10 protein-coding genes are annotated in these 13,753 nt (G+C 70.4%); 6 read left to right on the top strand and 4 right to left on the bottom strand.

What is annotated here, in order from left to right; all coding sequences use genetic code 11:
• Positions 1–82 precede the first annotated feature (82 nt).
• From ACZ418_RS38430 to ACZ418_RS38415, 4 genes are read left to right on the top strand one after another with little or no spacing between them, the layout of a single operon-like run.
• The gene (locus ACZ418_RS38430; protein ID WP_468372331.1) at positions 83–616 is read left to right on the top strand and encodes a hypothetical protein; all 534 of its coding nucleotides are present in this window, start codon (positions 83–85) and stop codon (positions 614–616) included.
• The gene (locus ACZ418_RS38425; protein ID WP_468372329.1) at positions 613–1,743 is read left to right on the top strand and encodes a peptidoglycan-binding protein; all 1,131 of its coding nucleotides are present in this window, start codon (positions 613–615) and stop codon (positions 1,741–1,743) included. Before ACZ418_RS38430 ends, ACZ418_RS38425 begins: the two co-directional genes overlap by 4 nt.
• Complete coding sequence (locus tag ACZ418_RS38420) at positions 1,740–2,456, top strand: ABC transporter ATP-binding protein (protein WP_468064045.1); 717 nt, start codon at positions 1,740–1,742, stop codon at positions 2,454–2,456. The genes ACZ418_RS38425 and ACZ418_RS38420 overlap by 4 nt, the downstream gene beginning before the upstream one ends.
• A complete protein-coding gene (locus ACZ418_RS38415) occupies positions 2,453–3,697 on the top strand; it encodes an ABC transporter permease (RefSeq protein ID WP_468372326.1) in 1,245 nt (414 codons plus the stop codon). The genes ACZ418_RS38420 and ACZ418_RS38415 overlap by 4 nt, the downstream gene beginning before the upstream one ends.
• 160 nt (positions 3,698–3,857) lie before the next feature.
• On the opposite strand, the gene ACZ418_RS38410 is transcribed toward ACZ418_RS38415, so the two are convergent.
• Complete coding sequence (locus ACZ418_RS38410; RefSeq protein WP_468372323.1) at positions 3,858–5,225, bottom strand: cation:proton antiporter; 1,368 nt, start codon at positions 5,223–5,225, stop codon at positions 3,858–3,860.
• Between the two features lie 174 nt (positions 5,226–5,399).
• Between ACZ418_RS38410 and ACZ418_RS38405 the strand changes: the two genes are divergently transcribed.
• Positions 5,400–6,053 carry a response regulator transcription factor gene (locus ACZ418_RS38405; RefSeq protein WP_468372321.1) on the top strand — a complete coding sequence of 218 codons (654 nt, stop codon included), beginning with the start codon at positions 5,400–5,402 and terminating at the stop codon, positions 6,051–6,053.
• Between the two features lie 11 nt (positions 6,054–6,064).
• Entirely contained in the window at positions 6,065–7,240 is a 1,176-nt protein-coding gene (locus ACZ418_RS38400; protein ID WP_468372319.1) for a sensor histidine kinase, read from the top strand.
• A gap of 24 nt (positions 7,241–7,264) precedes the next feature.
• Here ACZ418_RS38400 and ACZ418_RS38395 read toward each other — a convergent pair whose 3' ends face one another.
• From ACZ418_RS38395 to ACZ418_RS38385, 3 genes are all read right to left on the bottom strand, one after another.
• Positions 7,265–8,332 carry a YncE family protein gene (locus ACZ418_RS38395; protein WP_468372317.1) on the bottom strand — a complete coding sequence of 356 codons (1,068 nt, stop codon included), beginning with the start codon at positions 8,330–8,332 and terminating at the stop codon, positions 7,265–7,267.
• A gap of 41 nt (positions 8,333–8,373) precedes the next feature.
• Positions 8,374–9,183, bottom strand: coding sequence for an alpha/beta fold hydrolase (locus ACZ418_RS38390; protein WP_468372315.1), 810 nt, complete (start codon positions 9,181–9,183; stop codon positions 8,374–8,376).
• 19 nt (positions 9,184–9,202) lie between these two features.
• On the bottom strand, positions 9,203–13,753 hold a 4,551-nt coding region (locus ACZ418_RS38385; RefSeq protein WP_468372312.1), incomplete at its 5' end, for an amino acid adenylation domain-containing protein.

Below are 13,753 nucleotides of genomic sequence, written 5' to 3'. Positions count from 1 at the left end.
TCGCCGGTTAATCTCAGCCTAATCAGGTGGCCGGTCAAATGGTCCTCGCCGAGGCAGGGAGCCCCGGTGAGGAGGTGGGACCGTGAGGATCCGGAACATGGCCGTGGCGGCGGTCATCCCGTTGGCGCTGACGCTGGCCGCGTGCAGCAGCAACAGCGGCGGGGACGGCGGAGTCGCCAGCGCCGACAAGAGCAAGAACTCCGCCGCGACCGCCCAGCCCAGCAAGTCGGCGGACGCCCGGGAGGCGCAGCTCAAGTACGCCCAGTGCATGCGCGAGAACGGCGTCGACGTCAAGGACCCCGAGCCGGGCCAGCCGCTCCGGGTCACCGGCAGTGGCGGCCCCGGCAAGAACGCGCTGGAGGAAGCCGCGAAGAAGTGCCAGAAGTACATGCAGGACGCCGCGCCCGGCGACGCGGACGCGAACGACACCAAGGCCCATGACCAGATGGTCAAGTTTGCGCAGTGCATGCGCGAGAACGGCGTCAACATTCCCGACCCGAAGCCGGGCGAGGGCCTGAAGATGACGGTTCCCCAGGGCTCCCAGGCGAAGGCCGAGGAGGCACAGAAGAAGTGCCAGAAGAACCTGCCCGGTTCGATGCAGATGGGACCCTCGTGAGCGCACAGGACACCATCAGTGAGTCGTCCCCGAACGGCGCGGCCGGCTCCGGGCCGGAGGAGCCCGGGGAGCGGCGCAGGGGCAAGCGCGCCTTCCTGATGGCGGCCGTGCTGGTCGTCCTGGTGGCCGGCGCGGCGACCGCCGCCCTGACCCTGAAAAAGGACGGCACATCGGACGGCAAGGCCGAGAAGGCGGCCATCGCGACGGCACCGGTCACCCGGGGAGACGTCGTCGAGACCGAGGACGTCGACGGCAAGCTGACCTACGTCGACGAGCGGTCGATCCCGGCGACCGCGAACGGCGTGGTCACCTGGGTCCCGTCCGAGGGCACGACCATCACCCGCGGCAAGCCGCTGCTCAAGATCGACGACAAGCCGGTCACCCTCATGTACGGGTCCCTGCCGCTCTACCGGACCTTGAAGGAAGGCGTCGAGGGCGCCGACGTCAAGGAGCTGGAGAGCAACCTCAAGGCTCTCGGCTACGGCGACGGCCTCTCGGTCGACAAGGAGTTCACCTCCGCGACCGCCAACGCCGTCAAGGAGTGGCAGGACGACCTGGGACTGGACGATACGGGCGTCGTCGACGCCTCCCAGGTGGTGTTCCAGTCCGGGCCGCTGCGGGTGAGCCAGGTGGCCGTGGCGAAGGGCGGCAGGGCCGGCGCCGGCGCGAACGCGCTGACGGTGACCGGTACCGTGCCGACCGTCCACGTCGACCTGGACGCCGCCAAGCAGAACATGGCCAAGGAGGGCCTCACGGTCGGCGTCATCCTGCCCGACGGCAAAGAGGTCAAGGGGAAGATCACCTCGGTGGGCAAGGTGGCCAAGGCCGCCAAGGAGGAGGGCAAGTCCACCATCGGCGTCGACATCAAGCTCTCCGACAAGGAGAGCGGCAGCATCGACCAGGCGCCGGTCACCGTCAAGCTGGAGAGCGAGCGCGCCAAGGCCGTGCTGTCCGTACCGATCGAGGCGCTGCTCGCGCTGCGGGAGGGCGGCTTCGGAGTGGAGGTCGTCGAGGGCACGACGACGCACATCGTGCCCGTGAAGACCGGCACCTACGGCGGCGGGCGGGTCGAGATCTCCGGCTCCGGCATCGGCGAAGGAACGAAGGTCGAGGTGCCCAGGTCATGAACATCGTCGAGCTGACCGGCGTGACCAAGGCGTATCCGGGCGGCGTCAAGGCACTGCGCGGGGTGGACCTGGTGATCGAGCCGGGTGAACTGACCGCCATCGTCGGGCCGTCCGGCTCGGGCAAGAGCACCCTGCTCAACCTGATCGGCACCCTGGACCGTCCGTCCACCGGCCGCGTGGAGATCGCCGGGTACGACGTCGCCAAGCTGTCGGACCGCGAGCTGTCCGCGCTGCGCGCCCGGCACATCGGGTTCGTGTTCCAGTCCTTCCATCTCGCCGACGGCGTCAGCGCCCTCGACAACGTGGCCGACGGACTGCTCTACGGCGGGGTCTCCCTGTCGAAGCGGCGCAAGCTCGCACGCGCCGCCCTGGAACGGGTCGGCCTGGGCCACCGCCTCGGGCACCGCCCGAACCAGCTCTCCGGTGGTGAACGGCAGCGGGTGGCGGTGGCCAGGGCGGTGGCCGGGGAACCCGATCTGCTGCTCGCGGACGAGCCGACCGGAAACCTCGATACCGCGGCCGGCTCGGAGGTGCTGGGTGTGCTGCTGGACCTGCACCACTCCGGCACCACGATCGCGATCATCACGCACGACCAGGACATCGCGCAGTGGGCGCCCCGTCAGGTCCGGGTCCGGGACGGCCAGATCGTCACGGACGGCGGCGCGGGCACCGGACGCAATCTGACCGAGGCATGGAAGGGGGTGTCGGCATGAGCGGCGCGGACCGGGCCGCGTCCGTCGGGACCAGAGAGTCGACGCGGTCCACGCGGCGGCTGTCGCCGGCCCGGCTCGCACCCAGTGACATCTTCCGGGTGGGACTGTCCGGGCTGCGGTCGCGGCCGACCAGGGTCGTACTGTCGGCGCTGGGCATCGCCATCGGCATCGCCACCATGGTGGCCGTCATCGGTATCTCCTCGTCCAGCAAGGAGCAGTTGCTGCGTCAGCTGGACTCGCTGGGCACCAACATGCTGACGGTGCAGCCGGGCCAGACCATCTTCGGTGGCGATGCCAAGCTGCCCGAGACCTCGGTCGCGATGACCAAGCGGATCGGTCCGGTCACGACCGCGTCGGCGACCGGAAAGACCGACGCCACGGTCCGGCGCAACAACCTGATCCCCGAGGAGGTCACGCAGGGCATCGCGGTCTCGGCCACGACCCCCGAGCTGCTCAAGACGCTCGACGGGTCGGTCAGCAAGGGCACCTGGCTGAACGCCTCCACCGCCAAGTACCCGGCCGTGGTGCTGGGTTCGGAGGCGGCCACGCGGCTCGGCCTGTCCCGGGTGGGCGACCAGGTGTGGATAGCGAACCGCTGGTTCACCGTGGTGGGGGTTCTCAAGACGCTGCCGCTGGCACCGGAGATCGACCGCTCGGCCCTGGTCGGCTGGGACGCCGCCAAGAAGTACCTGGACTTCGACGCCCATCCCACGATGATCTACGAACGCTCCACAGACGCCTCGGTGGAAGACGTCCGCAACGTCCTGCCCCGCACCGTCAACCCCAAGAACCCCGAAGAGGTGAAGGTCAGCCGGCCCTCCGACGCGCTGGAGGCCAAGGCCGCCGCCGCCGGGACGTTCACCAGTCTGCTGCTCGGACTCGGCGCGGTCGCGCTGCTCGTCGGCGGCGTCGGGGTCGCCAACACCATGGTGATCTCGGTTCTGGAACGGCGCCGCGAGATCGGTCTGCGCCGCTCGCTCGGCGCCACCCGCGGGCAGGTGCGCACCCAGTTCCTCGTCGAGTCGCTGCTGCTGTCCCTGCTCGGCGGCTGCGTCGGAGCGGTCCTGGGATCGGCCGCCACGATCGTGTTCGCGATCTACCGGGACTGGCCGCCGGTCGTACCGTCGTGGGCGTTCGGCGGAGCCATCGGCGCGACGCTGGCCATCGGCACCATCGCCGGCATCTATCCGGCGATGCGGGCGGCCCGGCTCTCTCCGACGGTGGCCCTCGCCACCGCCTGACCCCGTACCCCCCGGCGACGTCCCCCCTGTCCGTCGTCGGGCAAGGCTCCGGCGGCCGCCCGTTCCCACCGGGCCGGCCGCCGGAGGCCTGGGCCCTGCCGAGGGGGTGTCTTCTGGATCGCGCCGACGTCCAGAGGACACCCCCTCGTCCGCGTCACGTTCAGCCGTTCGCAGCCGCTTCCGTCCGTGCCCGCAGCCGCAGGTCCTCCTCGGTGGTGCACTCGACGCGTTTCATGGCGACGCGCAACAGCGGGGGTGCCATGACGGAGGTCGCCACGGCGACCAGCACGATGATCGTGTAGGTGGCGGTGTCGAGGATGCCGAGCCGCAGACCGACCATCGCCACGATCACCTCGATGACGCCGCGCGCGTTCATGCCGGCGCCGAGCGCCAGGGCCTCCCAGCGGGTCAGCCTGCTCAGCCGTGCGCCGAGGTAGGCGCCCGCGAACTTGCCGAGGACGGCGACGGCGAGCACGAGCAGGGCCGCGGCCAGCACCGCGGGGTCGGCCAGCGCCGTCAGGTCGATGCGCAGGCCGGCGGTGGCGAAGAAGACCGGGGCCAGGAAGCCCAGGACGACCGTGCGCAGGGAGCGGGTGCGGGCCCGCGCGACGTCACTGCTGGAGCCGATGACCATGCCGCAGAGAAACGCGCCGAAGACCCCCTCGAGTCCGAGGGCATGTGTGCCGGCCGCGGCGAGCAGGATCATCGCGGCGGTCACCGCGACCGTCTGCTGCTCGGACCCCTCACTGGCCCGCAGGACGAGCCGGACGAGCGGCCGTCCGGCCACCAGCGCGATCACGACGACGAGCACCAGGGACAGGAGGGCCTTGACGACCATTCCGGCAGCAAGCCCGCCGGCGGCCATCGCGGAGACGACCGACAGCATGAACCAGCCGAAGGCGTCGTCGATCATTCCGGCGGCGAGGGTCAGCTGGCCGATGTTGCGGTGCATCAGGTTCATGTCCATCAGCGTCTTGGCGATGACCGGTATCGCGCTGACGCACATGGCCACTCCGAGGAAGAGTGCGAACACATGCGTGTGGGCCTCGCCGGTGCCCAGCAGGCGCGCGAGCGGATAGCCCAGTCCGATGCCGAGGACCAACGGAATGACCAGTCCGGCCAGGCTGACCCGCAGCGCGGTGGCCCTGCGGCGGCGCACCATGCGCAGGTCCATGTCGATGCCGGTGAGCCCGACGAGCAGCAGTACCGCGACCTGTCCGACGGCGTCGAGCAGATGCGTCTGGTCCGGCAGTGACGGCAGCAGCCATCCGGCGGCGTCCGGCGCGAGCTGACCGAAGAGCGAGGGCCCGAGGATCACGCCCGCGCTCAACTCGCCGACTATGGCCGGCAGGCCGAATTTCGCCGCCAGACGGCCGAGAAGAATCGCTAAGAGAAGCAGGAGGCCTACCTGGAGAAGGAAGACCAGGAGCGCATGGGAGGCGATCGGTTGTACCGGAGCGGCAGCCAGCAACACGGGACTCCTTGTGGAAACGGTGGGACGAATACACGGGGCATGGCGCACGCGCATGGATCTGATGGCGCGGGGCACGGGAGGCGCACGAACACGTTCCGTGCGCTCTTCGACCGGTGAACGCGGATTTTCGAGTCCTCGAAATCCTCAAATACCCTTTGGAACCACCTTATTGGAACCTAACATCCTTTGCGCAACCATCGGACCGGACAGTGACCCCGGGGGAGAAACATGCGCGTGCTTGTCGTCGAGGACGAGGAAATCCTGGCGGAATCCATCACCGAGGGACTGCGGGACCAGGCCATCGCCGTGGACACCGTCTACGACGGCGCGGAGGCCCTGTACCGCACCAGCTACACGGACTACGACGTGATCGTGCTGGACCGCGACCTTCCGGAGGTGCACGGCGACGACGTGTGCCGTCAGCTGGTGGCCAAGCGCAGCAGCAGCCGGATCATCATGCTCACGGCGGCCGACGACGTGACGGAGAAGATCGACGGCCTCTCGCTCGGCGCCGACGACTACCTGGCCAAGCCGTTCGTGTTCGATGAGCTGGTGGCCCGGATCCGTGCGCTGGCCCGCCGCTCGGCCCCGCCGCTGCCGCCCGTCCTGGAACGCGCGGGCATCCGGCTCGACCCGCAGCGCCGCACCGTCGAGCGCGAGGGACGGCCGGTCGTCCTCACGAAGAAGGAGTTCACCTTGCTGGAGGAGCTGATGCGGGCCGACGGACGGGTGGTCAGCGTCGAGCACCTCCTCGACAAGGCCTGGGACGAGAACATCGACCCGTTCAGCAATGTGGTGCGGGTGGCCATGGTGGCGCTGCGCAAGAAGCTCGGTGAACCGCGTGTCATCGAGACCGTCACCGGCGTGGGATACCGGCTGTGAAGAGCATGCACATGAGCCTGCGGACCCGGCTCACCGTCGTCTTCGGAGCGCTGTTCCTGGTCATGGGCACCATCCTGGAGGCCGCCACCTACGCGGTCACCGCCCGTGCCGTGCGCACCGAGTTCAAGGTGCTGGTCACCGAGCCGCCCCAGGGCGAGGTCCCCGGATCGACGACGATCACCGGCCAGAACGACATGGCCGAGCAGATCGCCAAGCAGCAGCAAGCGGTCCTGGACCAGACGGTGCAGAGCGCGGTGCTCACGCTGCTGGCCCTGGCCGTCCTGTCGGTGCTGCTCGGCTATCTGGTGTCGGGGTGGATGCTGCGGCCGCTGCAGCAGATGACCGCCACCGCCCGGAGGCTGTCGGAGAGCACCCTGCACGAGCGGATCGGCCTGACCGGGCCGCGCGACGAGGTCAAGGAACTCGCGGACACCTTCGACAGCCTCCTCGAACGGCTCGACCGGGCCTTCAACGCCCAGCGCCGGTTCATCGCCAACGCCTCGCACGAACTGCGCACTCCACTGGCGATCAACCGCACCATGATCGACGTGGCCCTGGCCAAGCCGGGCGGGGTGCCCGACGCGGTGAAGACCCTCGGGCACAAGTTGCTGGGCACCATCGGCCGTCAGGAGCGGCTGCTCGACGGTCTGCTCCTGCTGGCGAAGTCGGAACGCGAACTGCAGGACCGGTCCCCCGTCGACCTCGCCGCCCTGGCGTCGCACGCCGTGGAACAGCTCGCCGAGCACGCCCGGCGGGCCGACGTGACGCTCCATCATGTTCTCCACCCCGCACGGGCCGTCGGCGACCCGGTGCTTCTCGAACGCTGCGCGGTCAACCTGATCGAGAACGCCATCAAGTACAACGTCATGAACGGGCAGATCTGGATCTGGACGCGTGAGTCCGCCGGCTGGTCGTATCTCCAGGTCGAGAACACCGGCCCGGAGGTCTCCCCGGAACAGGCCGAGTCGATCTTCGAGCCGTTCCGCCGGCTGCGGGCCGACCGGGTCGGCTCCGCCAAGGGAGCCGGGCTCGGGCTGTCGATCGTACGGGCGGTCATGAACGCCCATGAGGGCACCGTCCAGGCACACCCGAGGCCGACCGGCGGACTCGTCATCACGCTTCAGCTTCCGGCGCCTTCTTCCCAGGGGCACCGACGGATGCCCGAGGAGAAGGCCGTGCCGCAGTAGGTCTGTCCGGACAGGGCCTGGCGTCTACCGCCCGGCCCGCGTGACCACCGACACCGTGTTGTCCAACTGGTTGGAGACGTACACGGTGCCGGTGAGCGGGTCGACCGCGACGCCGAACGGTATCTGGCCGGTCGTCACCTTCGCCCGCACCGTGGCGGTCCGGCCGTCGATCACCGTCACACCGCCGTCGGCGCCGCTGGCCGCGTACACGGTGCCGGTCAGCGGATCGGTCGCGATCTGCGCCGGGAAGGCGCCGACGGGCACCGTCCCCACCACCTGACGGGTGCGTTCGCTGATCACCGCGACGGTGTTGGTGGTGCCGTTGGTGACGTAGACGGACCTGGTGAGCGGGTTCACGGTGATGCCGGGCAGCACGCCGCCCACCGTCACCGTGCCGGTGACGGTGCCGCTCCGGCCGTCGATCACCGAGACAGTGCCGTCGCCGGCGTTGGCGACGTAGGCGACGTCGGTGTGCGGGTCGACCGCCACCGCGCCGGGCGCCTTGCCGACGAGGACTCTCGCGCGCACCTCGTTCGTGCGGGTGTCGACCAGGGACACGCTGTGGCCGTCCGGCCTCTGGTCGGTGACGTAGAGGGTGTGACTGACCGGGTTCACCGCGATGCCCGTCGGGGCGCCGCCCACGTCGATCGTGTCCAGCAGGGCGTGGGTGCGTCCGCTGAACACCAGGACCTTCCCCGCGAAGGCACTGGTGACATAGACGCGGTTGGTCACCGGGTTCACCGCGATCCCCGCCGGCACGCCGTCGAAGGACAGGGTGTCCGTCACCGTGTTCGTCCGGCCGTCGATGACCGACACCGAAGCGGAATGGGAGTTCGCCACGTACACCTGATGCGTGAGGGGGTTCACCGCGACCGACGCCGGGGCCAGGCCCACCGGGACCGTGGCGGCGACCGCCGGGACCGCGGCGTTCCGCCCCTCCGTCTGCCGCACCGCCGTCTGCCGCGCTTCCGCCTGCCGCACCGCCGCCGGCTGCGCCGCCGCGGCGACCGGCGTGGCGACCGCCGTCACGGAAAGCACGGCCATCGCCACGCCGAGCATGCCGAAGCGCCGACGGGTCTTCGCGAATTCCATTCTTGTCTCTCCCCTGTCGTGACGCGTGGACATCGCCACGGTCAGTTCCGAATACCGCGAAAGAACTCGACGAGAGCCGAGTTGACTTCGGCGGGACGTTCGATGAATCCGTAGTGCCCGCATCCGGGAATTTCCCGGTACGCACTGCCCGGAATGCTGTCCGCCACCTCGCGGCACAGATGCGGCGGTGTCAGCAGGTCGTCGGCGAAAGCCAGCACCATGCAGTCGGCGCCGATGTTCCGGTAACTCGACAGCCGGTCGGGCAGTATGTCGATTTCCAGCTGGGACCGGCTCACCGACGAACTCAGCGGCGACATCTCGAAGATGTCCAGCCAGTCCCGGAGGGTCGCCTCGTCCCTCAGCGTGCGCGGCGAGAAGCCCTGCATCACCCGGACCAGTGCCTCGTACCGGGGAGGCAACCCGGTCTTGTCGTCGAGCACCTCCAGCTCCGCCTCCGTCATGGCTCTGCTCAGGGTGTCGCTGCGCCCCCGCGTCGCCATCAGGACCGCCTGGCGCACCAGGTCGGGGCGGACGAGCAGGAGTTCCTGCACCAGGATCGCCCCCATGGAGAAGCCCACCACCCGGCAGGGCCCGGCCCCCAGGAACTCCACCAGGCCCGCCGTGTCGGCCACCATGTCCGCGAGGGTGAAGCCCTCCTCGCACAGATCGCTCGGCGCCACACCCCGGTTGTCGACGGTGATCACCCGGAAGCCGGCCGCGGTGAGCGCCGGCACCTGATGGGTGCGCCAGATCCGGCCGGGCGCGCCGGTGCCCGCGATCAGCAGCACCGGCTCGCCGGACCCGTACACGTCGTAACTCAGATCGATCCCGTTGATCCTGGAGACCGGCATCCTCTTCTCGTCCCCGCGCTCAGTACTTCTCGGTGATGACGCGGGCGATCTCGGCCAGCGGACCCGCGTCCATGATCCCGCGGTGGTCGGTGCCGAGCTCGTGGCTCTCCACGGTGCCCGCGGTGTACGGGCGCCATATGTCCGGCGCCCCGGACGCCGGGGAGAAGGCCGGCCGGCCCTCCGCCGCGACGAAGAGGAGCAGGTCGCCGTCGAAGACGTCCGGGGTGAAGTCCCGCATGAGCCGCTCGTTGTTGGCCTTCACCCGGTGGACGTCCAGCAGCGCCTCGGCGCCGGCCGCCCGCTCCTCGCCTCCACCGATGCCGGCGGGCACCTCGACGCCGTCCTCGATGCGCACGACCGGTCCCACCGGTTCCTCTCCCGGCGCGGCACCGCCACCGACGGCGCCGCCTGCCGCCGCGTCCCCGCTGCGGTGCGGATAACCGTCCAGGCTCACCAGCAGGGCGACCTGCTCACCCTGGCTGCGGATGTGCGTGGCCAGCGCCTGCGCGACCACACCGCCGAACGACCAGCCGAGCAGGTGGTACGGACCGGTGGGCTGGACCTCGCGCATCCGCTCGAAGTACTCCGCGACCATCTCCTCGATGGACTCCGGCAGCTCCGGTTCGCCCTTCAGGCCGCGCGACTGCAGACCGTAGACCGGGTACTCCGGCGGGAGGTGCCGGGTGAGCGCCGCATAGCGCCAGCTCAGTCCCTGACCCGGATGGACGCAGAACAGCGGAGGCCTGTCGCCCCCGGTGCGGAAGGGCAGCACCTGGTCGAAGTCGCCCACGTCGGAGCGGTCGTTCAGGGCGGCGGCGACGGCGGCCGGCGTCGGCCCGGTGAACAGGTCGCGGATGCCCACCTCACTGTCCAGTACGGTCCTGATCCGGTCGATCAGCCGCATGGCCAGCAGCGAGTCGCCGCCCAGGTCGAAGAACGAGTCCTCGCGTCCGACCGTCTCCACACCGAGCACGTCCGCGAACAGCCCGCACAGCACCGCCTCGGCCGGGGTGGCCGGGGCCTGCCCGGAGGCCTGCCCCACGAAGTCGGGGGCCGGCAGCCTGCCGCGGTCCAGCTTGCCGTTCGCGGTCACGGGCAGGGCCTCCATGGGCACGACGGCGGCAGGGACCATGTAGTCCGGCACCCGGGCGGCCGCGAACTCCCGCAGGGCGGCGGGGTCCACGTCGTCGCCGGGAACGGGGACCGCATAGGCGACGAGGCGCTTGTCGCCGGGGCGGTCCTCACGCACGATCACCGCGGCCTGGCCGACCGTGGCGTGGGAGGCCAGGACGGTCTCGACCTCGCCGAGTTCCACCCGGAAACCGCGGATCTTGACCTGCTGGTCGGCACGGCCCGCGTAGACGACCTCGCCGTCCGCGCTACACCGCGCCAGGTCTCCCGTCCGGTACATGCGCGTCCCCGGTTCGCCGAACGAGCACGCCACGAACCGTTCGGCGGTCAGACCCGGCCGGCCGAGATAGCCGCGCGCCAACTGCACACCCGCGACATAGAGTTCGCCCGTCACGCCCACCGGCACCGGCTGCAGGAACTCGTCCAGCACATACACCCGGGTGTTGGCCACCGGGCGACCGATCGGAACGACCCCGCTCACATCACCCGCCGGGCACGGCCGGAACGTGACGTCCACCGCCGTCTCCGTCGGGCCGTACAGATTGTGCAGCGGAGCATCCAGCCTGCGGTGGAACTCCGCCACCAGCTCCGGCGCCAGCGCCTCACCACTGCAGATCACCCGCCGCAGACCCGCCAACCGCCCCACCGAGGGTTCCCTCAGGAAGGCCGCGAGCATGGACGGCACGAAGTGCACGGTGGTGATCCGCTCGCGCTCGATGATCCCGGCGAGGTAGGCCGGATCGCGGTGGCCTCCGGGCTTCGCGACGACGAGTCCGGCGCCGGTGATCAGGGGCCAGAAGAACTCCCACACCGAGACGTCGAAGCCCGCCGGGGTCTTCTGCAACACCCGGTCGTCCGCGCCCAGACCGTACTCCTCCTGCATCCACAACAACCGGTTGACGATCGCCTCGTGCGAGACCACCGCCCCCTTCGGCCTGCCCGTCGAGCCCGACGTGTAGATCACATACGCCGCATCACGCACCGACACCGCCACCGACGGCGCCACCGGCGACCGCCCGGCCAGCCGGGCCACCACCACCGGATCGTCCACCACCAGCCGCGGAGTCCTGTCGCCCTCCGGCAGCCCTTCTTCCGTCGCGGTCGTGCACACCACCAGGGCCGGGCTCGCGTCGTCGAGCATGAACGCGATCCGCGCCGCCGGATACTCCGGGTCGACCGGAACGTACGCCGCCCCCGCCTTCTCGATGCCCAGCAGCACCGCCACCAGCTCGGCCGACCGCTCGACCATCACACCGACCAACGCGCCCGGACCCACACCCCGCCCGATCAACTCGTGCGCGATCCGGTTCGCCGCGGCATCCAGCTCCGCATACGACCACGTCACATCACCGAAGATCACGGCCGGCGCGTCCGGAGTACGGGCCACCTGAGCCCCGAACAGACCCGACAGCGTCCCGGAGGACAACGGCCGAGCGGTGTCGTTCCAGTCGAGGAGCGCCGTGCGACGCTCGGCCTCGTCCAGTACGTCGATGTCCCCGATGCGTACGCCCGGATCGGCAGCCACCTGCTCCAGCACCCGCACCAGCCGCTCGGCCAGGGACCGTGCGGTCGCCTCGTCGAACAGGTCGGTGGCGTACTGGATACCGCCGACGATCCCGCCGGGGGCGCCCTCGCCGTCACGGCGCTCGGCCAGGCTGACCATCAGGTCGAAGCGGGCCGCCGACTCGCCGGCGGGCTGCACCGGGCTCACCCGGAGCCCCGGCAGCTGCCACTGCGACTGGCCCTCCGGCAGGTTCTGGAAGAGCAGCATGACCTGGAAGAGGGGGTGGCGGGCCAGCGAGCGGGAGGAGCTGAACTCGTCCACCAGCCGCTCGAACGGCACGTCCTGGTGGGCGTAGGCCGCCAGGTCCGTCTCCTTCACCCGGGCCAGGAGGTCCGCGAAGGACGGGTCACCGTCCACCTTGGTACGCAGGACCAGGGTGTTGACGAAGAACCCGGTCAGCGCGTCCAGTGCCGCGTCCCCACGACCCGCCACGGCCGTGCCGACCGGGATGTCGGTGCCCGCGCCCATACGGGCCAGCAGCACCCCGAGCGCCGCCTGGGCGACCATGAACATCGTGGCGCCCTGCCGCTGCGCGATCTCCTCGAGCCTGCTGTGCACGCGCGGGCCCACCTGCACCGGGACCGACGCACCACGGAACGTGCCGAACGTGGGGCGGGGACGGTCGTGCGGGAGGGTCAGCTCCTCGGGCAGGTCCGCCAATGCCTCGCGCCAGTAGCCGAGTTGGCCGCTGATCACGCTCTCCGGGTCGTCCAGTTCGCCGAGGACCTCGCGCTGCCACAGCGCGTAGTCCGCGTACTGCACCGGCAGCGGAGCCCAGTCCGGGGCGTGGCCCTGGCGCCGTGCCGTGTAGGCGGCGGCGAGGTCGCGGGCGATCACGCCCATGGACCAGCCGTCGACCGCGATGTGATGCGCGATCAGCGCGAGGACGTACTCGCCGTCGGACACCTCGTACAGCCGGGTCCGCCACGGCAGCTCACGGGTCATGTCGAAACCACGGCGCGTCTCCGTGGCCAGAGCCCGGTCCAGGTCGCCCTCCGCAACCCGGTCGACCACCAGCGGGGCCCGACCCGCCGCACCCTCCAGCACCTGCTGACGGGGGACGCCACCGCTCTCGGGGAAGACCGTGCGCAGGCTCTCGTGCCGGTCGGTCACGTCGTGCAGGGCCGCTTCCAGCGCCGGGATGTCCAGGTCGCCCGAGAGCCGCATCGTCAGCGGCATGTTGTACGCCGCACCGGCACCGGCCTCCTCCAGGCGGTTGAGGAACCACATGCGCTGCTGCCCGTACGACAGCGGCACCACCTCGGGACGCGGCCGCGCCACCAACGCCACCCGTGCCGAGGCATTCTCACTCTCGATCAGCTGGGCGACGCCGAGCACCGTGGGAGCGGTGAAGAGCTCACCGATGCTGATCTCCGCGTTCAGGACGGCCCGGATACGGGCGATCAGCCGCATGCCGAGCAGCGAGTCGCCGCCCAGCTCGAAGAACGAGTCCTCGACACTCACCCACTCCAGGCCCAGCACCTCGCCGAACAGCCCGCACAGCACCTCCTCCACCGGCGTCGCCGGACCACGGCCGGCCACGGCGCCCGTGAAGTCGGGGGCGGGCAGCGCCTCGCGGTCGAGCTTGCCGTTCTCGGTGACCGGCAGCGTGTCCAGCACCATCACGGCGGCCGGGACCATGTAGTCCGGCAGCCGGCCCGCGACGAAGTCCCGCAAGGCAGCGGTGTCGGCCGCGTCTTCGGCGGCTGGGACGACATACGCCACCAGACGCTTCTCCCCCGGCCGGTCCTCGCGGGCGATCACCACAGCCTGGGCGACAGACTCGTGCGCGGTGAGCACCGTCTCGATCTCGGCGGGCTCGACACGGAAACCACGGATCTTCACCTGCGCGTCCGCACGCCCGGCGAAGACCAG

It is taken from the genome of Streptomyces sp. NPDC030820 (assembly GCF_055572075.1).
The sequence above is the reverse complement of the archived record's forward strand: the minus strand, read 5'-3'. Positions and strand labels throughout refer to the sequence as shown.

Bases quoted from the DNA above. Each gene is read 5' to 3' on its own strand.
- ACZ418_RS38420 (WP_468064045.1), top strand. From the start codon at position 1,740: ATGAACATCGTCGAGCTGACCGGCGTGACCAAGGCGTATCCGGGCGGC.
- ACZ418_RS38415 (WP_468372326.1), top strand. From the start codon at position 2,453: ATGAGCGGCGCGGACCGGGCCGCGTCCGTCGGGACCAGAGAGTCGACG.
- ACZ418_RS38410 (WP_468372323.1), bottom strand. From the start codon at position 5,225: ATGCGCGTGCGCCATGCCCCGTGTATTCGTCCCACCGTTTCCACAAGG.
- ACZ418_RS38405 (WP_468372321.1), top strand. From the start codon at position 5,400: ATGCGCGTGCTTGTCGTCGAGGACGAGGAAATCCTGGCGGAATCCATC.
- ACZ418_RS38400 (WP_468372319.1), top strand. From the start codon at position 6,065: ATGAGCCTGCGGACCCGGCTCACCGTCGTCTTCGGAGCGCTGTTCCTG.
- ACZ418_RS38395 (WP_468372317.1), bottom strand. From the start codon at position 8,332: ATGGAATTCGCGAAGACCCGTCGGCGCTTCGGCATGCTCGGCGTGGCG.
- ACZ418_RS38390 (WP_468372315.1), bottom strand. From the start codon at position 9,183: ATGCCGGTCTCCAGGATCAACGGGATCGATCTGAGTTACGACGTGTAC.